At 67.7% G+C, this 23,201-nt stretch carries 29 protein-coding genes and 3 pseudogenes; 5 read left to right on the forward strand and 27 right to left on the reverse strand.

The genetic code is table 11. From position 1 onward, the window contains the following. Window positions 1-49: 49 nt before the first annotated feature. From QMK24_RS32460 to QMK24_RS32520, 14 genes are all read right to left on the reverse strand, one after another. Window positions 50-766, reverse strand: coding sequence for a DUF6390 family protein (locus tag QMK24_RS32460; RefSeq protein WP_283470448.1), 717 nt, complete (start codon window positions 764-766; stop codon window positions 50-52). Further along, entirely contained in the window at window positions 767-1,831 is a 1,065-nt protein-coding gene (gene hypE, locus QMK24_RS32465; protein WP_283470449.1) for a hydrogenase expression/formation protein HypE, read from the reverse strand. Between the two features lie 8 nt (window positions 1,832-1,839). Beyond that, complete coding sequence (hypD, locus tag QMK24_RS32470; RefSeq protein ID WP_283470450.1) at window positions 1,840-2,943, reverse strand: hydrogenase formation protein HypD; 1,104 nt, start codon at window positions 2,941-2,943, stop codon at window positions 1,840-1,842. Then, complete coding sequence (locus tag QMK24_RS32475) at window positions 2,940-3,236, reverse strand: HypC/HybG/HupF family hydrogenase formation chaperone (RefSeq protein WP_283470451.1); 297 nt, start codon at window positions 3,234-3,236, stop codon at window positions 2,940-2,942. The genes hypD and QMK24_RS32475 overlap by 4 nt, the downstream gene beginning before the upstream one ends. Before the next feature lie 58 nt (window positions 3,237-3,294). Then, the gene (gene hypF, locus QMK24_RS32480; RefSeq protein ID WP_502962652.1) at window positions 3,295-5,811 is read right to left on the reverse strand and encodes a carbamoyltransferase HypF; all 2,517 of its coding nucleotides are present in this window, start codon (window positions 5,809-5,811) and stop codon (window positions 3,295-3,297) included. 38 nt (window positions 5,812-5,849) lie between these two features. Beyond that, window positions 5,850-6,362, reverse strand: coding sequence for a hydrogenase maturation protease (locus QMK24_RS32485; RefSeq protein WP_283470453.1), 513 nt, complete (start codon window positions 6,360-6,362; stop codon window positions 5,850-5,852). Between the two features lie 87 nt (window positions 6,363-6,449). Continuing rightward, window positions 6,450-6,569: a DUF6893 family small protein gene (locus QMK24_RS42010; protein ID WP_502962653.1), complete on the reverse strand. Its 120-nt coding sequence runs from the start codon at window positions 6,567-6,569 to the stop codon at window positions 6,450-6,452. Beyond that, entirely contained in the window at window positions 6,566-7,030 is a 465-nt protein-coding gene (locus QMK24_RS32490) for a hypothetical protein (RefSeq protein WP_283470454.1), read from the reverse strand. The genes QMK24_RS42010 and QMK24_RS32490 overlap by 4 nt, the downstream gene beginning before the upstream one ends. Beyond that, on the reverse strand, window positions 7,017-8,000 hold the full coding sequence (locus tag QMK24_RS32495) for a hypothetical protein (protein WP_283470455.1): 984 nt from the start codon (window positions 7,998-8,000) through the stop codon (window positions 7,017-7,019). Before QMK24_RS32495 ends, QMK24_RS32490 begins: the two co-directional genes overlap by 14 nt. Continuing rightward, entirely contained in the window at window positions 7,997-8,638 is a 642-nt protein-coding gene (locus QMK24_RS32500) for a DUF6084 family protein (protein WP_283470456.1), read from the reverse strand. The genes QMK24_RS32495 and QMK24_RS32500 overlap by 4 nt, the downstream gene beginning before the upstream one ends. Next, the gene (locus QMK24_RS32505) at window positions 8,635-9,240 is read right to left on the reverse strand and encodes a DUF5947 family protein (protein WP_283470457.1); all 606 of its coding nucleotides are present in this window, start codon (window positions 9,238-9,240) and stop codon (window positions 8,635-8,637) included. Before QMK24_RS32505 ends, QMK24_RS32500 begins: the two co-directional genes overlap by 4 nt. Before the next feature lie 44 nt (window positions 9,241-9,284). Beyond that, window positions 9,285-10,304, reverse strand: coding sequence for a NifU family protein (locus QMK24_RS32510; protein ID WP_283470458.1), 1,020 nt, complete (start codon window positions 10,302-10,304; stop codon window positions 9,285-9,287). A 1-nt stretch (window position 10,305) separates the two neighbouring features. Further along, window positions 10,306-12,099: a nickel-dependent hydrogenase large subunit gene (locus QMK24_RS32515; protein WP_283470459.1), complete on the reverse strand. Its 1,794-nt coding sequence runs from the start codon at window positions 12,097-12,099 to the stop codon at window positions 10,306-10,308. Window positions 12,100-12,133: 34 nt separating this feature from the next. Further along, on the reverse strand, window positions 12,134-13,189 hold the full coding sequence (locus QMK24_RS32520) for an NADH-quinone oxidoreductase subunit B family protein (protein WP_283470460.1): 1,056 nt from the start codon (window positions 13,187-13,189) through the stop codon (window positions 12,134-12,136). A gap of 378 nt (window positions 13,190-13,567) precedes the next feature. On the opposite strand from QMK24_RS32520, the gene QMK24_RS32525 reads away from it, so the two are divergent. Next, window positions 13,568-13,897 (forward strand): hydrogenase maturation nickel metallochaperone HypA/HybF, encoded by a 330-nt coding sequence (locus QMK24_RS32525; RefSeq protein ID WP_283470461.1) that lies wholly within the window; start codon window positions 13,568-13,570, stop codon window positions 13,895-13,897. A 156-nt stretch (window positions 13,898-14,053) separates the two neighbouring features. Continuing rightward, the gene (gene hypB, locus QMK24_RS32530; RefSeq protein WP_283470462.1) at window positions 14,054-14,707 is read left to right on the forward strand and encodes a hydrogenase nickel incorporation protein HypB; all 654 of its coding nucleotides are present in this window, start codon (window positions 14,054-14,056) and stop codon (window positions 14,705-14,707) included. A gap of 218 nt (window positions 14,708-14,925) precedes the next feature. On the opposite strand, the gene QMK24_RS32535 is transcribed toward hypB, so the two are convergent. Further along, window positions 14,926-15,072, reverse strand: coding sequence for a nuclear transport factor 2 family protein (locus tag QMK24_RS32535; RefSeq protein WP_283470463.1), 147 nt, complete (start codon window positions 15,070-15,072; stop codon window positions 14,926-14,928). Window positions 15,073-15,096: 24 nt separating this feature from the next. Here QMK24_RS32535 and QMK24_RS32540 point away from each other — a divergent pair. Continuing rightward, window positions 15,097-15,231, forward strand: a pseudogene (locus QMK24_RS32540) (sigma factor-like helix-turn-helix DNA-binding protein); the annotation flags it as partial. Between the two features lie 281 nt (window positions 15,232-15,512). On the opposite strand, the gene QMK24_RS32545 reads toward QMK24_RS32540, so the two are convergent. Both QMK24_RS32545 and QMK24_RS32550 read right to left on the reverse strand, forming a co-directional pair. Beyond that, on the reverse strand, window positions 15,513-15,656 hold the full coding sequence (locus QMK24_RS32545; protein ID WP_283470464.1) for a hypothetical protein: 144 nt from the start codon (window positions 15,654-15,656) through the stop codon (window positions 15,513-15,515). A 432-nt stretch (window positions 15,657-16,088) separates the two neighbouring features. Further along, window positions 16,089-16,322: pseudogene (locus tag QMK24_RS32550) on the reverse strand (hypothetical protein); the annotation flags it as partial. Here QMK24_RS32550 and QMK24_RS32555 point away from each other — a divergent pair. Further along, window positions 16,308-16,664 (forward strand): hypothetical protein, encoded by a 357-nt coding sequence (locus tag QMK24_RS32555; protein ID WP_283470472.1) that lies wholly within the window; start codon window positions 16,308-16,310, stop codon window positions 16,662-16,664. The pseudogene QMK24_RS32550 and the gene QMK24_RS32555 sit on opposite strands and share 15 nt — an antisense overlap. A gap of 100 nt (window positions 16,665-16,764) precedes the next feature. Here QMK24_RS32555 and QMK24_RS41590 read toward each other — a convergent pair whose 3' ends face one another. The 10 genes and pseudogenes from QMK24_RS41590 to QMK24_RS32605 form a co-directional block, all read right to left on the reverse strand. Beyond that, window positions 16,765-16,995: a hypothetical protein gene (locus QMK24_RS41590; RefSeq protein WP_349307924.1), complete on the reverse strand. Its 231-nt coding sequence runs from the start codon at window positions 16,993-16,995 to the stop codon at window positions 16,765-16,767. A gap of 181 nt (window positions 16,996-17,176) precedes the next feature. Further along, window positions 17,177-17,449: a DUF4235 domain-containing protein gene (locus QMK24_RS32565; protein WP_283470465.1), complete on the reverse strand. Its 273-nt coding sequence runs from the start codon at window positions 17,447-17,449 to the stop codon at window positions 17,177-17,179. 44 nt (window positions 17,450-17,493) lie between these two features. Then, window positions 17,494-17,682 (reverse strand): hypothetical protein, encoded by a 189-nt coding sequence (locus tag QMK24_RS32570; protein WP_502962654.1) that lies wholly within the window; start codon window positions 17,680-17,682, stop codon window positions 17,494-17,496. 111 nt (window positions 17,683-17,793) lie between these two features. Beyond that, window positions 17,794-18,768: an AI-2E family transporter gene (locus tag QMK24_RS32575; RefSeq protein WP_283470466.1), complete on the reverse strand. Its 975-nt coding sequence runs from the start codon at window positions 18,766-18,768 to the stop codon at window positions 17,794-17,796. Window positions 18,769-19,153: 385 nt separating this feature from the next. Beyond that, window positions 19,154-19,324: a hydrophobic protein gene (locus QMK24_RS32580; RefSeq protein ID WP_138354488.1), complete on the reverse strand. Its 171-nt coding sequence runs from the start codon at window positions 19,322-19,324 to the stop codon at window positions 19,154-19,156. A gap of 231 nt (window positions 19,325-19,555) precedes the next feature. Continuing rightward, window positions 19,556-19,903 (reverse strand): PRC-barrel domain-containing protein, encoded by a 348-nt coding sequence (locus QMK24_RS32585; RefSeq protein WP_283470467.1) that lies wholly within the window; start codon window positions 19,901-19,903, stop codon window positions 19,556-19,558. Between the two features lie 67 nt (window positions 19,904-19,970). Beyond that, the gene (locus QMK24_RS41595; RefSeq protein WP_349307925.1) at window positions 19,971-20,315 is read right to left on the reverse strand and encodes a CsbD family protein; all 345 of its coding nucleotides are present in this window, start codon (window positions 20,313-20,315) and stop codon (window positions 19,971-19,973) included. 128 nt (window positions 20,316-20,443) lie between these two features. Next, window positions 20,444-20,834: pseudogene (locus QMK24_RS32595) on the reverse strand (molybdopterin cofactor-binding domain-containing protein); the annotation flags it as partial. A gap of 177 nt (window positions 20,835-21,011) precedes the next feature. Then, window positions 21,012-21,242 carry a hypothetical protein gene (locus tag QMK24_RS32600; protein ID WP_283470468.1) on the reverse strand — a complete coding sequence of 77 codons (231 nt, stop codon included), beginning with the start codon at window positions 21,240-21,242 and terminating at the stop codon, window positions 21,012-21,014. 116 nt (window positions 21,243-21,358) lie between these two features. Next, the gene (locus tag QMK24_RS32605; RefSeq protein WP_283470469.1) at window positions 21,359-22,090 is read right to left on the reverse strand and encodes an SDR family oxidoreductase; all 732 of its coding nucleotides are present in this window, start codon (window positions 22,088-22,090) and stop codon (window positions 21,359-21,361) included. 94 nt (window positions 22,091-22,184) lie between these two features. On the opposite strand from QMK24_RS32605, the gene QMK24_RS32610 reads away from it, so the two are divergent. Continuing rightward, window positions 22,185-23,036 (forward strand): LysR family transcriptional regulator, encoded by an 852-nt coding sequence (locus QMK24_RS32610; protein ID WP_283470470.1) that lies wholly within the window; start codon window positions 22,185-22,187, stop codon window positions 23,034-23,036. The last annotated feature ends 165 nt before the right edge of the window (window positions 23,037-23,201 follow it).

Raw genomic sequence — 23,201 nt, forward strand, 5'->3', positions numbered from 1 at the left:
TCACCCGAACGATGGCGGCACCGGGTCCGTCACACGCCGAGGTCTCCCCTCAAGGAGCCTGGCCGGCGAGCGCGCCGCGTTGCCGGGCTTCCAGCGACTCGACGCGCGCGACCTGGTCCTCGGTGAGCACGTCGCACACCCAGTCCCAGTGCAGGGCTGCGCGGTCGCCGGGGGAGATTCCGTCGAGCAGCGTCCGGCCGCCGGTCGACCAGCGGACCACTTCCTGCCGCGGTGGCCCGGTCTCCATCGTCGTTCCGTTCCAGCTCAGCGGAGTGGAGGTGACGGTCGCCGACTCACCGTCGACGTCGAGGACGACACCGGTGCGGATGCGGCATTGATCGAGGACGGTCAGAGCGGTCGGGTTGCTGCTGGTGCGGAGCAGGTGCGCCCAGGGGTAGACGTCGAAGACCTGGAAGCTGTGGTGGGCGAGGGCACGGTGCGCGGCCTCGCGCCAGGTGCCGCCGATCTGGCCGCGGAACCGGTCGAGCATGCGGTCCATCAGCGCCGCGGAATCGGCCTGGTCCAACAGGTCGTTGCCGATCCAGTAGGCCTCGACCACCCGCTCGTCGAGCGGATCGGGGAGTCCGGCCGCCTCCGCGAGGAATTCGAGGTAGCACCAAGCCCCCTCGAACTGCCGCGCCCGCCGCTCGATATCGGCGGTCGCGCCGGTATCGAGCAGGGCGGACGCGTCGGCCGGACCGCAGTAGCCGAGCTCGTTGGGCGGGTAGGCGTATCGTGCGAAGAGGAGCGCGCCCTGGGCGCTCATTCAGCAGATCCTGGGGAGCTGTTCACCGATGGGAAGCCCGATCACCCGGGTTCCTCCCAGCGCGGTCTTGGCGACCACCATCCCGGGGTGAGCAGCTACGCAGGTGCCGATACGGCACGCCGACCGGCCCAGCGGGTGAGCCTGGAGGGCCTCCAGTACCTGATCCGCCGATTCGGCGGGCACGATGGCGAGCAACTTGCCTTCGTTCGCCACCTGCAGTGGATCGAGCCCGAGGAGACTGCAGGCGTCCCGAACGGTCTGCGGGACGGGCAGATCCCGTTCCACGAGGTCGATGCCGACCGTCGACGCACGGGCGATCTCGTTCAGCGAGGCCGAGACCCCGCCGCGGGTCGGGTCACGCAGGACGCGCAGATCCGCACCGGTGGCGAGCATGCCGGCGACCAGGCCGTGCAGGGCGGCGGTGTCGCTCTCGACGGTAGTGCCGAACTCCAGGCCCTCGCGGCAGCTCATCACCGCAACGCCGTGCACTCCGATGTCGCCGCTGATGAGAACGGCGTCGCCGGGCCGCGCGCGACGCGGATCGATATCGACCCCGTCGGCGATCACACCGATCCCGGAGGTGTTGATGTAGACGCCGTCACCGCTGGCGTTGTCGACGACCTTGGTGTCACCGGTGACCAGGCGGACGCCCGCGGCATGCGCGGCCGTGCCCATCGCCTGGGCGATTCGGCCGAGTTCGGTGAGTTCGGTGCCCTCCTGGAGGATGAAGGCGGTGGAGAGGAACAAGGGCGTCGCGCCCGACATCGCCAGGTCGTTGACGGTTCCGTTCACCGCCAGGTCACCGATCGACCCGCCGGGGAAGAACATCGGCTTCACCACGAACGAGTCGGTGGAGAACGCCAGCCGGGTGCCGCCGACGGACAGGACCGCCGAGTCGCCCAGTTCCGCTACCGCGGCCGCGCCGTACGCGGGCAGGAACAGATGCTCGATCAGTTCTCCGGACATCACCCCGCCGCCGCCGTGTCCCATCACGATGGTCGGAGTGTCCCGCAGCGGGACGGGGCAGACCCAGCTCTCGAAATCGAGGTCGCCCACGCGTTGCATCGCATCAGTCACTTGGCATCGACCAGTTCCAGTCGGCGGTAGGTGTAGTACGCGGCGCAGGCGCCCTCGGACGACACCATCGTCGCGCCCAGCGGGTTGCGCGGGGTGCACTCCTTGCCGAACGCCGCGCATTCGTGCGGCTTGATCAGGCCCTGGAGTACCTCACCGGACCTGCACAGTGACGACTCGGCGGTACGGATGCCGGTCACGTCGAACCGGAGCTCGGCATCGAACTCGCGGTACTTCCCGGATAGTTTCCAGCCGCTCTGCGGGATCATCCCGATGCCCCGCCACGTCCGGTCGGTCACCTCGAAGACATCACGCAGCATCTCCATGGCGGGGATGTTGCCCTCGTCGCGGACGGCGCGGGGGTAGGCGTTCTCCAGTTCGTGGCGGCCCTCTTCGAGCTGAATGACCGTCCGGCGGATGCCTTCGAGGATGTCCAGCGGCTCGAAGCCGGTGACCACGATGGGGACCTTGTACTTCTCCGCCAGGGGCGGGTATTCGGAGGTGCCCATCACGCTGCACACATGCCCTGCGGCGAGGAAGGCCTGCACCCGGCAGGTGGAGGACTCCATGATGGCCGCGATGGCCGGCGGTACCAGGACATGGGAGACCAGCAGGGAGAAGTTCCGCACCCCCAGGCGCTTGGCCTGGTACACGGTCATCGCGTTGGCGGGTGCGGTCGTCTCGAAGCCGATCCCGAAGAAGACGACCTCCCGGTCCGGGTTCTCCCGCGCCAGGTTCAGTGCGTCCAGCGGCGAGTACACCACGCGGACGTCCCCGCCCGCACTCTTGACGGAGAACAGGTCTTGGCTGCTTCCCGGCACGCGCAGCATGTCGCCGAAGGAACAGAAGATGACTCCCGGGCGGGCGGCGATGGCCAATGCCCGGTCGATGATCTCCAGCGGGGTCACACAGACGGGGCACCCCGGTCCGTGGATCATCTCGACGCCTTCGGGCAGCAGCTGGTCGATGCCGTGCCGGATGATCGAATGGGTCTGGCCCCCGCAGACCTCCATCATGGCCCACTGCCGGGTGGTGGCGGCATGGATCTGGTCCAGGAGCTTCTTCGCCAGATCAGGGTCGCTGAACTCGTCGAGGTACTTCATCTGCCGACTCCTTCTGGGGTTTCCTTGTGCTTGGCCGCGAGTTCGAACCCGTCACCGAATTCCTCCGCCAGGATTCCGAGCCTCTCGAAGTTGGCCAGCGTGTCCTGGGCCGACCGCTCATCGAGTCGCTGGATGGCGAAACCGACATGCACGACGACGTATTCGCCGATCGTCACGTCAGGGATGTACTGCAGGCACACCTCTTTGCGCACCCCGCCGAAGTCGACCTGGGCCATCAAGGTGCCGTCGACCTCGGCGGTACTGAGGACACGCCCCGGAACTGCCAGACACATGGTCCCTCTTCTCTGTGAATCCGTATGGAGACCGGTGGATCCGTTGGAGCCCCGGGGGTCAGCCCGATGCGGCGATCAGCAGCTGGCCAAGGGCGATGCCGCCGTCGTTCGGGGGGAGCAGCCAGGGGCGCAGGACGGTGAACCCGCGGCCGGTCAGCATGCGCTGTGCCTCCGCCAGCAGCACGGCGTTCTGGAAGACTCCGCCGCCGAGGGCCACCACCTCCAGGCCGGTCTGCGCGCGGCAGATCTCCGCGAGGTCGACGATGAGTACGGCGACGGCCGTGTGGAAGCGGGCGGCGATGCGTTCGGGGGAAATCCCGGCGCGTACGTCACGTACGACCGCGCGGATCACCGGGGCCGGGTCCGCGACGACAGGATTCGTGGCGTTCGCGGACCGGACGGCGAAGGTGTACTGGCTCGCCGTTTCGTCGCGGTCCGCTGCTGCGGCGCGGGCCAGGCCTTCCAGCTCGATGGCCGCTTCCGCTTCGTACTCCACTTGATGGCGGACTCCGGCCAGTGAGGCAATGGCGTCGAAGAGCCGGCCCATGCTCGATGTGGGCACGCAGCCGAATCCGGTCTCCAACTGGTGGGCCAGTACGTCCCGTTCCCTGACGGGGCAGGCGCGGACGGCCGGCAGGTCGTCGTCCCAGGCGATTCCGGCAGCGCGGAGGTGGGTGAGTGCCATCCGGTAGGGGCGCAGCACACTGGCGTCGCCGCCCGCCAGGGGCACGTAGCCGAGGTGCGCCGCCCGGCGGAACGACTTGTAGCCGGCGATCAGTACTTCGCCGCCCCAGACGGTCCCGTCGGTTCCGTAGCCGGTGCCGTCGAAGGCGACCCCGATCACGCTCTCGCCGGCGCCGAGCCCGTGCTCGCCCATCACGGACGCGATGTGCGCGTGGTGGTGCTGTACCGTCCGCACCGGCCTGCCGTTCGCGCGGGCGTGAGCCCAGTCGCCGGACCGGTAGTCGGGGTGCCGGTCGGCCACCAGTTGCCCGGGGTCGACGCCGGTGAGGCGTTCGAGGTGTTCCTCGGTCCGGGTCAGTGCTTCGACGGTGGACAGGTCGTCCATGTCGCCGATGTGCTGACTGATCCAGGCATAGCGGCCTTCCCCCAGCGCGCAGGTGTTCTTCAGGTCCGCGCCGACCGCGAGGGTCGGCGGTACGTCGAACGGCAGGGCGAGAGGCAGCGGCGCGTATCCGCGGGACCTGCGGATCGGGAGTTCCGCACCGGCGACGAACCGGCTGACCGAGTCGTCGCACGGGACGTGGATGGTCCGGTCGTGCCGCAGCCAGGCGTCGACCAGCGGGACCAGGCCCGTCAGGGCTTCGGCGTCGTCGGTGACGATGGGCTTCCCAGCCAGATTGGCGGAGGTCATCACCAGGGCGTCGGGGCCCGGCCGGTCGTCCCCGATCCCGAAGAGCAGGACGTGCAGCGGGGTGTAGGGGAGCAGCAGTCCGAGGTCGGGATTGCCCGGCGCCACAGCGGCGGACACCCCGGCCCCCGGCTCCGCCCGCAGCCGGGGCAGGAGCACGATCGGCCTGCGGATGCCGGAGAGCAGCTCCCTCTCCTCCCCGGTCATGGTCACCAGTTGTTCGGCGACCTCGGGACCGGAGACCATGACCGCGAACGGCTTGCCCCCGCGCTGCTTACGGCGTCGCAGCTCGGCTACGGCCGCGTCGTTGCGGGCATCGCACGCGAGGTGGTAGCCACCGAGTCCCTTGATCGCGAGGATCTTGCCCGCGGCGAGGAGTTCGCGCGCTGCCCGCAGGGCGTCCTCACCGATCTCCGGGTCACCGGAGTCGTTGCGGACCAGTTCGAGCCGGGGTCCGCAGGCGTGACAGGCGATCGGCTGGGCGTGGAACCGGCGGTCGGCCGGATCGTCGTACTCCGCCCGGCAGTCGTCGCACAGGTCGAATGCCGCCATGGTCGTGGCGGCCCGGTCGTAGGGAGTCCCGGTGACGATCGTGAACCGGGGGCCGCAGTGGGTGCAGGTGATGAACGGATGGCGGTAGCGGCGATTCGCCGGGTCGCGCATCTCGGTCAGGCAGTCCTGGCAGGTGGCGACATCGGGGGAGACCAACGTGCGGGCGCGGCCGCCCTCGCTGGAGTCCTCGATGGTGAACTCCGTACCGCCGCGCGTGGGCTGTTCGGATTCCTGGACGCTTTCCACGATCGCGAGGGGAGGTGTGTCCGTGCGCAGCCGCCGCCCGAACTCCTCGACCGCTTCCGCGTCCCCCTCGACCTCGATGACCACCCCGGCGCTGGTGTTCGCCACCGACCCGGCGAGGGCCAGTTCCGAGGCGGTGACGTAGACGAAGGGCCGGAACCCCACACCCTGGACCACGCCGTGCACCTCGAACCTGCGCCGGACCCGGTGGGTGCGGGCACGGCCCATCATCTCCAGTCCCGAGAGGGCTTCGCGGGCCTTGTCCTGGTCGATGACCTCCATCGCGAAGCCCATGTGCAGCAGGACCCAGTCGCCGGGGTCGGGGGCCTCGCCGAGCATTCCGATGTTGATGCGGCGCTGTGCGCCCTCGACGTCGACCAGCGCGAGCTGCCCGGCGTACCCGTCCACGATTTCCACAACTTGACCGGGAATGCCAAGGCACATGATCAGGACCTCCGGGGAACGGCGGACGGGACGGTCGCGGTGGGTTCGGACGGCAGTAGACGACGGATCAGGTGGTGCACCGCGTCGATCGCCTCGGGTACCGCGGCGCAGACAGCCGCGCTGAGCCCGACGCCTTCTGCGACTCCGGCGGGAGTGCAGCCGACGAGGTAGGTGACGGGAAGAGTACCGCCCAATTGGTCCAGATTTGCCAGAACTGACACCGGATTCATGCCGTGTGCGTCGAATTCACCCGTACCGAGGTGCTCCGCGGTGATCTCCAGCACCGTCACCTCCCCGGGAGGTCCTCCTCCGGGGTAGGTGTCGACCAGGACCAAGGCGTCGTACCCGTTGAGCAGGTCATAGGCGAGATGCATACCGCGAATGCCGTAGTCGACCACCTGGACCTGCGGCGGGAGGCTGTGGGGTCCGGCCAGCCGGCGCATCACCTCGGGACCGAAGCCGTCATCGCCGAGAAAGAGATTGCCGACGCCCGCGACCAACACGTCTCCGGCCACGTCAGGACTGACCCTTGGTGGCCGGGGCGGTGGTCGCGGACGCCTGTTCCGGGCAGGGTGCACCCGCGATCGGGCCCGCTCCCTCGCTCACATCGAACGCATTCTCAGATACCGGCGGATGTCGGGGATCGACTTCACTCCCACAGCCACGGCGACGAGTGCCACGGCCGCGGCCATGCCTGTGGTGATCATGCCCAGGGTTCTCACGATGGGATCTCCTCTCGGTGCTCCATAGGGCTCTCGACGGGCAGGGGCTCCAGCTCGTCGGGGGCGAAGTAGAAGTAGCGGCCGTACCAGTCGTGCAGGTCAGCCGCCGGATCGTCGACGAGGACCAGGGCGACGTGCACGGCCCCGTCGACGTCCGAGAGCACCGCGGTCACCCGCGCCACCTGGTCGGCGAAGAACAGGTCCTGAGCGTCGGCGCGGCGGGACGGATGTACCCGGACGAGGCTGCCCTTGGCCACCCGGACACCGTTGATGACGACCGCGTCGGACTCCGGCCGCACGGCGGCATCGGTCGCGGGGTCCCACCAGGGCACACCACCGGTGTCGAAGGGGGTCATGCCGGCGTCGGGGGGACCGGCGGTCGCCGTTGTGCCGGGACCCGTCGGCGGGGCGTGCGGATCGCGCAGGAGGCCGTGCAACTGCTGCAGGTCAGCGGCCGACATGCCGTCGCAACGATCGATGATCTCCCGCGCCCGGGGGGTCGGTGGCCCGGGCCTCCGCCTTCTCCTCGTCCGTCATCGTCATCACGCGCAGGGTCAGGATCTCGTCGATCTCGGTGGAGTCGAACAGGGCTCCGGCGCTCTGTTCCGCCACCTCCGGGTGATCGTACAGAATGATGGGGGCGCCGAGCAGGGTGTCGGTCGTCCCGCTGGGGCCGGCCAGCACCGGCCAGCACCGGCGCTGCCGACAGCGGCCCGCCGCACCGGCCGCTGCATCGGAGGGTTCGAGCAGCGAGACGAACTCGGCGCCGTGGGCCTGGAGGAGCAAGTGCGAGCCGATCAGCGAGGCGCGGATCGCGGAGTCCTTGTCGGCGGCCGTGTCGGGATGCTCGTTGTCCACCGAAACCGACAGCCGGGCGAACCCGTCATCGAGCGCCCAGCGCGTACGGATCCGGGCCGCCAGTGGCTGACGGCGTCGCACGATGCGGCCCACCTCGGTGCCGTGCAGGTCGGTCAGGGGCTCGGCCTCCGATCCTCCGGCGACGCGGTGGAGTTGATCGGTCGCTTCGTTCCACGCGAGTGCGGGCAGGGTCACTTCCCGCTCCACCGCCTCGTCCCAGCTCAGCACCGACACGCCGTCGACGGTGAGCTGTTCGACCGCGCTGTAGCCGCCGCCCTCGTCGCGGCGTTGCACCTCGCGGACCTGCAGTTGCAGGAAGCGCAGATGGATGGAGACGCCGGCGGGCGGCTCGTGCGGGGTCGCGAGCAGGCACTGCATCTCCATGCCCGGGTCCTCGCTGAAGCTCGCCGCGGACGCGGACGGCGGCCCGAGGACTCCGAACTGCCAGCGTGACTGATTCTTGTGCGAACTCGCCCGGTACGGGTAGAGCAGATACCCCTCGTAGAGCACCGCGTCCGCGATCGTGCGGACATGATCGAGGCTCACGGGACCGGCCGGACTCAGCGCGTTCACGGGACCACCTCACCGATCTCGGCCAGCAGGGTACGTACGGTCTCGTCCCAACCGATCAGCCCGCGCCGGGCGCGGAAATCGGCGATACGGTCGAGCACGTCCTGGTCCAATCTGATCCAGCCGGAATTTGGGAAATAGGACGTGATCATCTGCCGCCACACCGCGACCGGCATCTGATGGCGGGCCTCGCAGTCCCAGGACACCTGCCGTACGCCGAAGCCGGCGGTCCCCTTGGTGAACACCGTGCCCGAGAAGAGCAGGGTCAGTGGCACCGAGCCCTCGCCGAGAGCGTGCAGATAGCGGGAGCCGATCACGTCGAAGTCGTAGGTGCAGGGCAGTGCGAGGTCGACCTCGGTGGCGCCGGTGAACCCCTGCACCGTCGTGTTGCACTGCATCCACAGGAAGGGCTTGAGCGTGTCGGACCAGCGCTCCCGCCCGCCGAACAGGCCGCGCAGTTCCTCCTGTTCAGCGGTGTCGTAGTGCCGTCGCTGCGGCTCGATACGGACCTGGCAGCGAAGCACGATCGCGTGGATCCGCTCGCCGCTGTCCTCCTCGATCCGCAGCCGCGCGGTGAGTTGCGGCACGACGGTGTACGGCTCGGCGAAGACATCGAGCACAGAGAAACCGAGGCCGCTCACGACGGGCCGTCCAGGGAGGCAGGCCGGCTGCGCTCCGCCACGTGCGCGAAGAACGCGTCCATCGCATCGTGGGCCTCGCGGCCGCCGTCGAAGCCGCGCCACAGAGTCCGCAGCCGCCCGACGAGCTCGTAGCAGGCGTCGATGGGCACCAGATGGCACGACCCGCCGGAGCCGTCCCCGCGGTGCAGCAGCAGGGCCTCCACATCGGCGCGCAGCACGGCGAGTTCGGGGCTGGCCTCGACGATGGTGTCCCAGGCGTCCAGTGGCAGTTCGGACTCGGTGGCGCCCGCAGGGCCCGGATAGAACGCGATGGTGCGGCCCTGGACGGAATTGCGGAACAGGAAGGCCAGTCCGACCGGGATCTGCAACGTGTCCCAGGTCCGTTCGTCGACGGCCGGACCGTCGAAGGACAGATATCGCTCGGGGACCGCGCGATAGCGCAGGTGTGCTTCCTGGTCGCTGAACAGCAGATAGCAGGCCCGGCAACTGCACATCAGGGCCCGGCTCTCCAGGTTCACCACATGCGAATGTCTCGGGTCGATCGACTCGGCGCACATCTCGCAGCGCTCTCCGGCGACCGGCTGCGGACGGTTGCGCGTCACCCGGAGCAGCGAGGCCACGGGTGACGCCGAACGGCTTCCGCTGATCATGTCGCCGCCGGGGTGGGCACAGCGACCGAGACGGTCGCGCCGTCCGCGAGCAGGGGCAGCGGGTCCAGGTGCAGGGCCTCGGCGTCGAGGCAGGCACCGGCCCGCCGTACGTCGTAGTGCGCATGGCAGGCGGGACACCGCAGCACCCCGTCATCGGAGCCGCCGCCCAGCCGCCGGGCCAGCACGGCGCCCTCCAGCGGCCGGTCGCACCGGGCACAGCGGTCCCGGAACGCGAACAGGGCCGAGCCGATGCGGCAGGCCAGCACCGGGACGAGCCCGGCGGTGAAGCGCGTGACGGCACCGGATTCGAGGACGGCCAATTCGGGGACGAGCTCCCAGGACGAGCCGGCGTCCTCAGGGGCAGGAGCGGTCTCGTGGAGCCGGGAGAACAGCGCGTTGACGGGGATCATCGGCCCGGAGGCCCCGGCTTCCTCATCGGCGGCGGTCTCGACCTCGATCGTGGTGATCTCCGGAGCCGCCGCCTCGACGGCACCTTGCACGGCGAGCTTGAGCGTGGCCGAGGAGGAGGGGCATCCGTCGCAGCTGCCGAGCAGCTGCAATCCGACCACACCGTCGTCGGAGACGCCGAGCAGCTCCACATCACCGCCGTGCGAGCCCAGATAGGGCCGTACGCTCTCCAGTGCCTTCTCGACGCGCGTCTCCACGCTGTAGGGGTGCAGGTCGTGCACGAGCAGGAGGCTCGCGACCAGCTCGTCCGCGGCGAGGGAGGCCAGGACGTCGTCGTCCAGATGGCCCTGCTCGTACAGCAGGTCGAGCAGCCGCTCCAGCCCGGCCCCGTAGAAATCCGTGACGAGCCGGACCAGTTCCTCGCTGCGTTCACGAGCGATGGCGCCCCCCGACGCACTGGCGGCGATCAGGGTGTCGATCCGCTCACCGGTCGCACGCCAGTCGGACGACGCGGAGTCGGAGGAAACCGAGTCGGAAGAAACGGAGCCGATGGACGCGGAGTCGGCCGACGTCGCTTCGGGCGCGTGGGATGCGCAGTGCTCCGCCACGTCATTCACTGCCCGCGGACTGGGTGGGGGAGTGCAGCCGTTCGATCTTCTTGCCCTCGCCGAGATACATGTGCACCCCGCACGGCAGACAGGGGTCGAAGCTGCGCACCGTGCGCATGATGTCGATGCCCTTGAAGTTCTCCCGGTCGTTCTCCTCGAAGATCGGCTGGCCCTGCACCGCGTCCTCGTAGGGCCCCGGTGTGCCGTAGGAGTCGCGTGGGCTCGCGTTCCACGGGGTCGGCGGGTACGGATGGTAGTTGGCGATCTTGCCGTCCCGGATCACCATGTGGTGCGAGAGGACGCCGCGCACCGCCTCGGTGAAGCCGCAGCCGACCGCCTCTTCCGGAACCTCGAACTTCTCCCAGGTCTTCGTGCGTCCCGCGCGGATCTCCACGAGTGCCTTCTCCACGAAGTGCAGCGCGCAGGCGGCCGCGTACGCCTGGAAGTAGGTGCGCGCCCGGTTGCGCTCAATGGTGTTGCTCCACTGCGGGATGCGCCATTCCAGCTCCACCGGACCCTTGAGCGCGGTCTTGGGGAGATTGATCTGGACGCTGTTGCCGGTGGCCTTGATGTAGCCGATGTCGACCAGCCCGGCCAGCGCCGTGGTCCACAGTCGCGCCAGCGGTCCGCCACCGGTGTCGAGGGCGAGATAGTCCTTGCCGTCGAACCATCGCGGCGACATGACCCAGCTGTACTTGTCGCCCAGGTCCCGCTTCTGCGGTTGCGGGTTGGTGTGCTGGTTCCACGGGTGCCGGCGGTCGACCGGATTGCCGAGCGGGTCGTGGGTCACGAACATTTCCTGGTCTTCCCAGTCGCCGTAGTACGACGATCCGAGCAGAATGCGGATGCCAAGGTTGATTTTGACCAGGTCGGTGGTGACCAGTTTCCCGTCGATGACCACGCCGGGGGTCACGTACATCTTCCGGCCCCAGTTGGTCATGTCCTTGTACTCGAAGTTGCAGTGTTCGGGATCCTGGAAGGAGCCCCAGCAGCCGAGCAGAATGCGCCGGTTCCCGACCATCTCGTACCCGGGCAGCGCCTCGTAGAAGAAGTCGAAGAGATCGTCGTGCATCGGCACGACCTTCTTCATGAACTCGACGTACCGCTGGAGGCGCGTGATGTAGTCGGTCATCAGCTGGATCGTCGCGACGGTGCCCACGCCACCGGGATAGAGCGTGGAAGGATGCACATGCCGGCCCTCCATCAGGCAGAACATCTCCCGGGTCATGCGGCTCACCTGAAGTGCTTCGCGGTAGAACTCACCGGTGAAGGGATTGAGCGATCGCATGATGTCGCCGATGGTCTTGTATCCATGGGCGTCCGCGTGTGGGGAATCGGTCCGATTGGCCTTTTCCAGCACTCCGGGGTTGGTCTCGGCGACCATCTTTTCGCAGTAGTCGACCCCCACCAGGTTCTCCTGGAAGATGTTGTGGTCGAACATGTATTCTGCGGCCTCGCCGAGGTTAACGATCCATTCGCCGATGTGCGGTGGCTTCACCCCGTAGGCCATGTTCTGCGCGTAACAGGAACACGTGGCGTGGTTGTCACCGCAGATACCGCAGATCCGGCTGGTGATGAAGTGCGCGTCGCGAGGGTCCTTGCCCTTCATGAAGACGGAGTAGCCGCGGAAGATGGAGCTCGTGCTGTGGCATTCCGCGACCACGCGCTGCTTGAAGTCGATCTTCGTGTAGATGCCCAGGCTGCCGACAATGCGGGTGATGGGGTCCCAGGCCATCTCCACCAGGCCGTCTTTGCCCTGATTCCCGCTGCCACCCTTGCGTTGCGTCGCCGTCATTGCGCCGCCTCATCTTTCTGTCTGTTGCGGTGAGTCACCAAGTGCGGGTGGCACCGGTCGTGAGGTCTTTTCCGGGCTTGCGCCACTTGGGCTCCCGGTCGAGCGTGTGCGTGGTGATGCGGCGCAGGCGCCGCATGGTCGCGCCGTACAGTCCGACGGCGTTCGTGGAGAGCTTTCCACCGGGAGGTTCGTCCATGAAGGGCATGAACTTGTCCGGGAATCCCGGCATGGTGCAGCCGATGCAGATTCCACCGACGTTGGGGCAGCCGCCGATGCCGTTCATCCATCCGCGCTTCGGCACGTTGCATTTGACGGTGGGACCCCAGCAGCCGAGCTTGACGATGCATTTCGGCGAACCGTATTCGGTCGCGAAGTCGCCCTGCTCGTAGTAACCGGCCCGGTCACAGCCCTCGTGCACGGTCTGGCCGAACAGCCATGCCGGACGCAGCGCGTCATCGAGGGGGATCATCGGGGCCTGGCCGGTGGCCATGTACAGCAGGTACGTCAGGGTTTCCGAAAGGTTGTCCGGCTGGATGGGGCAGCCGGGGACGCACACGATGGAGATGCCGGCCTTGGACTTCCAGTCCCAGCCCAGATAGTCCGGCACTCCCATGGCTCCGGTCGGATTGCCCGCCATGGCGTGGATGCCGCCGTAGGTCGCGCAGGTGCCGACCGCGACGATGGCGGTGGCCTTCGGCGCCAGCCGGTCCAGCCACTCGCTGGTGGTCATCGGCTGACCGGTGGCCGGATCGTTCCCGAAGCCGCACCAGTAGCCCTCGTCGTGAAGCTGCTCGTTGGGGATCGACCCCTCGACGACGAGGACGAAGGGCTCCAGCTCGCCTCTGTCCGCCTTGAAGAACCACTCGAGGAAGTCGTCGGCGCCGCCGGTGGGGCCGCATTCGAAATCGATGAGCGGCCAGTGCACGGCCACTTGGGGGAGTCCGGGCAGGGCGCCGAGGGCGATCTCCTCGATGCTGGGCTGGGTGGCGGCGGTCAGGGCCACTGAATCGCCGTCGCAGCTGAGACCAGCATTGATCCACAGCACATGGATCAATGTTTCTTCCGCTTTGATTGCAGCCTCTGTCGGCATAGTGCCGCCGCCTTTCGGGGCCGGTGGCCGATCCCTCGTTCTTCCGGGATCGCCTTCGGATCAAGCGTGTGGTGTCGCTCACATTGGTACCATCTAGACTCCGTCAGAGCACTCTGTCAACACGTGAAAGAGTTCGATGAATCGGGTACTCGGCAGGTGTTGTGGGAGGGCTTGACGGACGTTTCGCCGAAGGCTGGGCAGGGCCAGGTTGGCACTTCCAGAAGGAACGGACGCCGTGTGAGCGGTGGTTAGCCGGCAACCGCCCACGCTCGGATTGGGCCGAACGAGTGATTCGCCCAGGAAAGACGGCTGGTCGGCATGTTGACCGGTCGGCGACAGATCGCGCGGTCCTGAAGGTGAGACTGAGGCGAGGCACTGATGCATGAATTGTCGATCACCCAGAGCGTCGTTGACGCGGTATGTGAACGCGCCGCCGGCCGGCCGGTGCATGTGGTGACCGTCCGGGTGGGAATGCTTACCGCGGTGGTGGCCGACTCGATGCGCTTCTGCTTCGATCTAGTTACCGCGGGAACGGTGGCCGAGGGCGCGCGCCTCGAGATCGACCAGCCCGCCGGAGCTGGACATTGCCGTGCATGCGATACCGAATTCACCCTGGCCGATCTTGTTCTCCTCTGTCCCTGCGGCAGTGCCGATGTGGAGATCACATCGGGACGGGAGCTACAGATCATTTCGATGAAAGTAGGATGACGTATGTGTGGTACCTGCGGCTGTGACGCGGACGGTGGCACCGGAGGTGGAATCAGGATTTCCCTGCCGCAGGCAGCCGATGCATCGGCACACACACACCCGCGTGGGCGTCCCCGGGCGCATTCGCATTCCCATGGGGACGGGCACAGTCATCCGGTGAACAACGGCGAAACGATCACCCTTGAGCAGAGAGTGCTCGCCAAGAACGAGGACGTCGCGGATCACAACCGCGAATGGCTGGCCGCCCAGGGGATCGTGGCCGTGAACCTGATGAGTTCACCGGGAGCGGGAAAGACCACCCTCCTGGAGCGCACGATCGGCGATCTCGCGGGCCGGCGGGCGGTGGCGGTCATCGAAGGCGACCAGGAGACCACGCTCGACGCCGACCGGATCAAGAGAGCCGGATGCGAAGTGGTTCAGGTGAACACCGGGGCAGGATGTCATCTTGACGCGGAGATGATGCGCAGTGCCCTTGCCTCCCTGTCTCCCGCCCCCGGGTCGCTGATCCTGGTCGAGAACGTGGGCAACCTGGTGTGCCCTGCTCTGTTCGACCTGGGTGAGCGCAGCAAGGTCGTCATCATCTCGGTCACCGAGGGCACGGACAAGCCACTGAAATACCCGTACATGTTCGCCGCCGCGGATCTGGTCATCATCAACAAGATTGATCTGCTGCCGTACGTCGATTTCGACGTCGAGGGCTGCGAGGGGTACGCGCGTTCGGTGAATCCGAATGTGCGGGTGCTGACCGTGTCGGCGACAACAGGTGAGGGCATGAATGACTGGTACGACTGGGCGGCGGAACAGTACTGAGGGCCGTGGCCGGTCAGGTGGCGGGGTTCGCCCGGGCTACTGCGCTGCCGCGGAGTCGATGGTCGGCTGCACCGTGCCAGCCGGGCCGGACCCGGCAGATCGCCCCACTCGGCGGCGGAGTACCTTCATGTGTGGCGGACCCCGGCGTCCCCGGCAAGCCGTGGTAGGCCCTCCACGACCCTGTTCGCCTTGCGTCCGGATGTTGATCCAGCTGACCGTCACTCGGTCACGGTGTCGCCATGCCGGTGCGCCACCCTCCACCGGCCGTCCTCGCGGCGGTACACCTGGGTGGCCCGCAGCGTGTAGGTACGCGGCTGTCCGCCGACAGACGCAGAGGTGTGCTCGAGGCCGGCCGTGTAGGCCAATGTCGCCCACGACGTCGTATGAGCCTGCAGATGCGCTTCGGCCAGGAGATGACCCGGGCCGAGATCGGCACGGAACTCGGTTACAGCCAGATGCACGTCTCCCGCCTCCTGAACCGGACCCTGACCCACCTGCGCACCCACCTCCTCGCGCCCGCCTGACCACCGACATCCGGCCCCCCCGGGGGGCGACCGGCACACGCCGTTCCGGCGTCGATCCTCCTATCACTCGCCGCACCGAGCCCGACGGCTCCGACAACGCCGTCTCCGCGACCCGCAGCAGCAAGCCCTCCTTCCCCCGGATCTTCTTCAGCTCGGCGTTCAGCTCCTTGTCGACTTTCCGCTCCGCACGCGTATTGATCTTCAACACGAGCTGATGAACAGGTCCACCAGCGAATCGGTGATCTCCGTCTGCCGCACATGGCTCAGCGCGGCCAACAGCGTTAGCCGCCGTGGCGCATCCGCTGCAGGTTCGCCGGGTATTCCTTCGACGCCCGCGCACGCCAGGCGTCTACCAGCTTCTCCGACACGTCCGCGAACAGGTCTGCGGGGAGCTGCAGCCGCCTCACCCGCTCCAGCTTGTTCACCTCGGCGAGAAGGCTCTCCAGATCCGGGGCGCCGGGGTCCGCCTTCAGCTCGGTAAAGTGCGATCATCCCCCGCCCGCCGCGGCTCCGGCGCCGTTCGCGCCCTGCTCGCCATCGCCCGCGATCAGGTCCTCCAGTCGCGAGCGGGTCGCGTGGCCAAGCCGATCCGTCGTGCTGCGGCAGAACCGCTGCTCAAAGTCCTTGACCGCCTTGCCGACCAGCTGCCGCACCTGCCCAGGCGCCGGCGGTTCGATTTGGTCGTTGCGGCACCGGCCACGACCGCGGCCGCGAGCCGGTCCCGGGACAGTTCCACCGGGCACAGGTCGGTGGCCAGCCACCTGGCCAGCCGGTCCTGGTCCACCTCGGTGTTCGTCCGGAACCCGTACGCCGCCCGGATCTCGCCCCTGTGCCGCTGGATCGCCTTGCCCTGCCAGCTCCAGCTCGCCTCTGTCCGCCTTGAAGAACCACTCGAGGAAGTCGTCGGCGCCGCCGGTGGGGCCGCATTCGAAATCGATGAGCGGCCAGTGCACGGCCACTTGGGGGAGTCCGGGCAGGGCGCCGAGGGCGATCTCCTCGATGCTGGGCTGGGTGGCGGCGGTCAGGGCCACTGAATCGCCGTCGCAGCTGAGAGTCTGCTGCTGGCGGCGGTGCAGGTGTGGCTGACCAATATCATCGTTTTCGGGCTGGCCTACTGGGAGCTGGACCGCGGCGGCCCCGTCGCACGTACACAGGCGGCACGCGAAGAGCTTCCCCTGGCGGACTTCCGCTTCTCGCAGGACGAGAATCACGACGCGGTCCAGGAGGTCGCCGACGGCGCCAGTATCACCTCCGACTGGGTGCCCACCCTGATGGACTACCTGTACGTGTCCGTGACGAACTCCACTGCGTTCAGCCCCACCGACACCATGCCGCTCTCGACCCGGGCCAAGGCCATGATGAGCATCGAAAGCATCGCCGCCCTGCTCACCTCGCTCCTGGTGATCGCTCGAGCAGTAAGTATCCTGCACTAAGCCTCGATCCACCGAGGTGGTCCGTGGGAGTTGGTCTGGACATGCGTGTGGCCCGCCGGATCCGGCGGGCCACACGTCGCGCGGGGGTGTCCTGAGCGGGTCAGGTCACCAGCGGTACCAGCGGTGACGGCTGCCGCTGGTCCAGCTCTTCGCCGTGCTTGACGAGCAGGGCACCACGGTGTCCGAGGGGGCCCGGCGAACGGGGGTCACCCGGCAGACCGCGCACCAGGCCGTACACGGCCTGGTTGCGGCCGGGCCTGCTGGAGCAGGTGCCCGACCCCACCTCCGGCAGGCAGCGGCTGATCCGACGCACCTCCCAGGGTGAACGCACCCACCTCCAGGTCTGCCTCATCCTCGAACGGCTGGAAGAAGAGCTCGCCGGGCGGATCGGCCGCCAGGCGGCTGATGCACTGCGCGCCGCCTTGGAAACACCGTGGGGCCCACCACCCGCCCTGCAATGAGGAGCCCCACCTTCCTGGCCCGGCCACCGGGCAGCGCGCATCACCCCCCGCTCAGTCGCCCGGCCACGTTCCGGTGACACGGCGCCAGCCGGTGGCGCCACCTCTCTGTATGGCTGCTCGCACGACCCAGAGGATCACGCCCTCGATGGCTGCGGCGGCGAGCACTTCTCTCCAGCTGTGGTCCCGCTCAAGGGGTTGCGGAGCGTCCTGGCCTGGGCCGATCCGGTCCCACACCTTCCGGAAGACCAGTCCGGCCAACGCGCCGCCGGCCATCCCGACGAGAAGACCCACCGGTTTGTACACGACTTTCGCTGTCTTGGGCAAGAGATCCCTCCTTCACCACTCTCGCGTCACAAGGCCCGTCCCCGTCACTCCTCGTCCTTCTGGTCACGGGCCCAGCGCTCACGCTGCGGCACAACGGCGTAACGGGGATCTTCGGTGGAGGTGATTCCCGCGCGAAGCACGCCGAAGCGCGTAAAGGCCGGTCCGGCGAGCAGCGCCAGACCACTGGCGACTGTGGTTCGGCTGCCCCACCAATCTGCCTTCACACCATCCACTGCGCATCCGCGTCGCCCCTGCTTCACCACCTCATCAAACGGACGACGCGGCAGCCTCCGCGTGGGGTCCGCAGGCTTCCAGAGGGTTGCGCTGCGCTCCGTCGTGACCGGTCAGCGTTGGGCAATGCGTGGGAATACCGCTTCGTCCAGGTACAGGCCCACCGCCGCGGCCACCGGGATGGCGATCAGGGCCCCCACTACGCCCATGAGAGCGCCACCGACCAGGACACCGAGGATGGTGACCAGGGGGTGGACCGAGACCGCGAACTTCATGGCGCGCGGGACGATGAGGTAGTCCTCGGCGAGCCGGAACACGATGTAGAAGACGGCGGTGGCGATAGCCACCGGCAGCGAGACGGCGAGGGCAACCAAGGAGACAACGACGCCGCCGATGGTGGAGCCGACCACGGGGATCAGGTCCATCACGGCGACGAAGACGCCGAGCGCGGCCGGGTAGGGAGCGCCCCAGATCTCCAGCCAGATCAATGTGGCCAGACCTGCGATGACTGAGGTGGCGACATTGGCGAGCATGTATCGCCCGGTGCGGCTCAGAACCTCTTCGGTCATGGCCTCGGCACGCTCCCGCTTACTGCCGGGCACGAAGCGCAGGCAGAACTTCTTGAGCGTCGGGAGCCCCGCAATGAAATACATGGTCAGTGTGATCACCAGGACGAGTCCGGTGATCGTGGTGAGAAGCAGCTGGCCCGCGCCGAGGAGTCCGTTGACGACCGTGTTGGCTCCGTTGCCGCTCAGCTGCTGCTTGGCTTTGGTGATCAGGTGGTAGCGGTCCTCGAGTCTGCCGAGAGCCGAGTGGTGGTCGTGGAGTTGCTGCAGCCAGTTGGGTACGCCCTTAACCAGGGCGTTGACCTCATTGGTGACCAGAGGGATGAACAAGGCGAAGAGTCCGCCGACAACGACGAACATACCGATGATGACCGTGGTGACGGCCCAGCGCCGCTTCATGCCCTTGGCGGTGAGCCAGACAACGATCGGCTCGACGCTCACCGCGATGACCAGGGCCAGCACGGTGAGGGTGAGCACGCCCTGGATCTTCGACACGGCCTGCAGCAGGACGTAGGCGATCACCGCGCCCAGACTCAGACGAAAGCCGATGGTGGACCAGGACCTGCCCGTACGACCCGGACTCGCACCCGGGTCGGAATCCGGGCCCGGCGGTGGGTCCGGCGGTGGACCGGAGGGTGTTTCGGCTGCGGCACTGTCCATGGTCACCGGGAACGACTCCTTCCTGGATCCATCGCTCCCTGCGGACCGGGCCGACCCGACTAGCTGAGGAGCGGGAAATTCCATTCTCGCGTGCCCGTACCCGGTCCGCATATGCACCCATCCACTCCGCAACGCCCCGTCCGGCCCGACAGTGCTGATCTACGCGGCCGATTCGTCGCTGGGTACGGACGTGCCAGCGGGCCCGAGGGGGTCCGGGCCCGCAGCAGATCTGGATGAGTGTGAGCGGCTACCAGCGGTACCAGCGGCCGCGACTTCCGGAGGCGCCGGTGCCCCGCATCACGAAGCCGAGCAGCCACACCACCAGGACGATGACCGCGACCCACCAGAGGATCTTGAGCGCGAAGCCCGCACCGAACAGAATCAGCGCGAGCAGCAGAACGAGAAGCAACGGACCCATGGCTATCAACCTCCTGACCAGCGCATTCCCGCTCTCGGGACGATCATGCCTGCGATTTTTCGCAATACGGCCGACGCGCTGAGGAGGGGACGGCGAAGAGGGCACTCCGACGTTGCGACGAACACCACGCCAGGCACCGCACGCCCTCCGCCACGCCACACACGAGCGCCCCACTGCGCCAAGGAGTGAAGACCTTGCGCAGCGGGGCGCCATAGTGCGGCGTACCGTCCGTCAGGAGCGGTGGGTGCCGTAGTAGCCCTCGACCTGCTGGTGATAGCCCAGATCGCCGGCGTGCTTGTCCTTGTCAAACTCCGGAGAGTCCTTGATCTCGTCCTTCGTGCGATCGACGTAGATCTTCCGCTCTGTGGCGTCGATGGACCGGATCGTCCCCGCCGGGAGCAGGACGTGCTTGCCGAAGATCCACACCCCGGTGTCGACCACGATGTACGCGGAGTCGACCTCCTCGGAATGCTTGTCGACCTTGCCGATGCTGCCGTCAGTGGCCTCGACCTTGAACCCGGTCAGATCCGTTCCGGCCTTGTGACCCGACGCTTCGTGGTATCCCCACATCTCAGTCATGAGCTTCCCTTCCGTAGTCCCTGCGGTAGTGCGAGGATTCCCTTCCGATCTGGTCGGTGGGCAACCCTCAAGAAATCGCCTGCCCTGCAACCTCCGGCGCACACGCGCCTACGGCAATGCGGGACGATCTGGCTCGAAACACCCGCCCTCGCAGACGCGCCGGTCCGTCTGTGCTCTTTGTATGTTCCGGACAACGTGTGGGGCCGCTGCCTTGAATGGCAGCGGCCCCATGAGTTGTATCGGTGTCGAACGCGTCCTCGACGTGTTCGCCTGCCTGCTTCACGTCGCCCTTGGCCTGCTCGGCGCGGCCCTCAGGCTCGAGGCGCTCATTGCCGACGGTCTTATCTGCGGCTTCCTTGATCTTGCCCTTGGCCTTGTCCGCGGTGTTCTCGGCCTTGTCTCGCGTGCTCATGAGGTCTCCTCCAAGATCGGTGCGGGTGATGCACTCGGCCGCCTACTCGCTCCCACTGGATCAATGTCGGCTTTTCGGTGCGCCAAAGGGCTCCTCGCAGTGCCGCTTCAGCCGGGTGTGTCCGTGTGTCAGGACAGCTGGGGAAGGATTCTGTCCGGTGTCATGGGGAGGTCCCGGAAGCGGATCCCTGTGGCGTGGTGGACGGCGTTGCCGATGGCCGCGGCGGTGCCCACGATGCCGATCTCGCCGATTCCCTTGCTGCCCATGGGATTGAGGTGAGCGTCCTCCTCGTCGATCCTGCGCTTCGATCGCGGAGACGTCGGCACAGGCCGGCACGTGGTAGGAGGCGAGGTCCTTTTCCACGAAGTCTCCGAACTCGGGGTCCATGGTGCTCGCTTCCGTCAGCGCCATGCCCAGGCCCAGGACCATTCCGCCGATGAATTGGGACCGCGCCTTACGGGGGTTGAGGATCCGGCCTGCGGCGTAGACGCCCAGCAGACGGCGGACGCGCGGGTCGCCCCGGCCGCACCCATGTTCAGCGAGGTCAACGCGATGGCAGTCACTCCGACAGAGGCAAGCCGACCGATCCTGCCCGTGAAACAGAAGCCTCTCGCCTTTTCAATCCAAACCAGGACAAAAAGGTAGCAGTCCGAGTCCGGCGGTCAGCGGTTGGCCTCGATGTGTCGGGCCTGACGGTCAGTGGCTGTGGGGGTCGTGGAAGGGGTTGATGACCTCGCAGGTGATGTCCATCCAGCGCTTCAAGTCCTGGCACATGGCCTGGTCGCCTGCCTGCTCGAACGCCTTGACCAGGTCCCGGAGCAGGTACATCCAGTGGCGTGAGTTGGCCACGTGCCAGGCCGTGGGGTCCTCGGCGACGGCCAGCGAGGACGCGTACAGGAGGTGCGCCTCCACCCCGAGCGTGGCCACCAGCTGCGGATACCGCTCGGACCCCGCAGGTCACGCTTGTCGGAACCAAATGGTCACGCTGCCTGCAACCTGCGGTGAACTGCCATGTGCCCGGCGGGTGATGAGCGCCGTGCATTTCACCAGGGCACTACGCCAGCGCCTCCGAAGAACTTGCCGGTCGGGCCGTCGTCGGGCAGGGTCGCGAGTTTGATGGCGATCGCCGCGCCCTGTTCGGGGGTACGCACGCCGCGGAAGCCGTTGAGGTCGGTCGCGACGTAGCCGGGGCAGCCGGCGTTGATCAGGATGTTCGTGCCGCTCAGCTCCCGGGCGTACTGGAGGGTGACAGCGTTCAGGAACGTCTTCGATGCCGCGTACGCCACGGCCACCGGACCCGTCGTCTGCTCAGCAGCGGTTCCTGACTGCAGGGTGAGGGAGCCGACGCTGCTGGACATGTTCACGATCCGTGGTGAGGCAGAGCGGCGCAGCAGCGGCATCATCGCGTTGGTGACGCGGATGACGCCTATCACGTTGGTCTCCACGACCGTCCGGATGGTGGCGGGATCGACCCGGGTGGGCTCCTGCGGCATGCCGCTGGTGATGCCGGCGTTGTTGACGAGCACGTCGAGGCGCCCGGCCTGTTCCTCGATCAGCCGTGCGGCGGCGGTCGCGCTCGGGTCGTCGGTCACGTCCAGTGGTACGCCGAACGCGTCGACGCCGGTCGCGCGCAGTCTCTCCACCGCGGCCTTGCGGCGCTGATCGTCGCGGGCGCCGACGCCGACGCTCCAGCCGAGGGCTCCCAAGCCCGCAGCGATCTCATAGCCAATTCCCTTGTTCGCGCCGGTGACCAGCGCAATCGTCCGTTCGCTCATAGGGACGATGCTGCCTCGGAGCCCGGCGGTGGTCCAACACCGATTGGGTGGGCAGCGATACCTTCCAGGTATGGATCCGGAGTAGCGTGGCTGTATGGAGACCCGGGAACTGCGATATTTCGTCGCTGTCGCTGAAGAGCTGCACTTCGGGCGCGCCGCGCAACGGCTCGGGATCGCACAGCCGCCTTTGTCACGGGCGATCCAGCAGTTCGAACGACGACTCGGGGCAGTGCTGCTGGATCGGACCAGCCGCACTGTCACGCTGACCGAGGCCGGCTCGGTGCTGTTGGTCGAGGGCCGGGCAGCGCTCGACGCGATCGACGCCGCTGAGCGCCGGACCCGCCGCGCCGCCCTTTCCGCGACCGGCCGTCCCGGCCTGGCCCTGGTCACGAAAGCCAGCGCGTCCCGCGAACTGCTGGCGAAACTGCTCGACGCGTACGCCGCCGAACCCGACGCGGTCCCCGTCGACGTCATCCTGTGCGGCCCGGCCGAGCAGCAACGACTCCTGCGCGAGGGCCGGGCCGACGTGGCGCTGCTGAACCGGCCGTTCGACTCGACGGCCGGGTTCCACACCGAGGAGCTCAGCACGGAGGGCCAGGTTGTGGTCCTGCCGGCCGGGCATCCGCTCACCACCCGGGCCCATGTGCACATGGCCGACATCACCGAGCTGCCGGGCCTGCCCCTGCCACGCTGGCCCGACTCCGACGGCACCTACCCGCCCGGCCCCGGCCCGCAGGTCCGCGACCACGCGCAGTTGTTGCAGCTCGTCGCGCTCGGCCGTGCTTGCGCAGTCTCACCGGAGTCGTGCCGAGCCCAGCTGCACGGTGACCTCGCCGCCGTGCCCGTGCTGGACGCGCCGACAGTCACCACCGTGATCGCCTGGCCACCGCACAGCCGGTCCAGAGCCGTCGCCGACCTTGTCCGGACTGCGACACGTCTCCAGTAGTTCCAACATGCCTGGCCAGGTTCCACCTGTCGTGTCCCGTGTCCTGTCGCAGTGCGTCTCGCAGCCAGTGGGCTGCTGACCTGCTGGGGTGCCATGTCGTTTGAGAACGCTGGCCCCCGGTGTTCTCAAACGACGTGGGTTTCACGGAATTCGCGTTCGCCGTGC

The organism is Streptomyces sp. PH10-H1 (assembly GCF_030063355.1).
Lineage (GTDB): Bacteria > Actinomycetota > Actinomycetes > Streptomycetales > Streptomycetaceae > Actinacidiphila.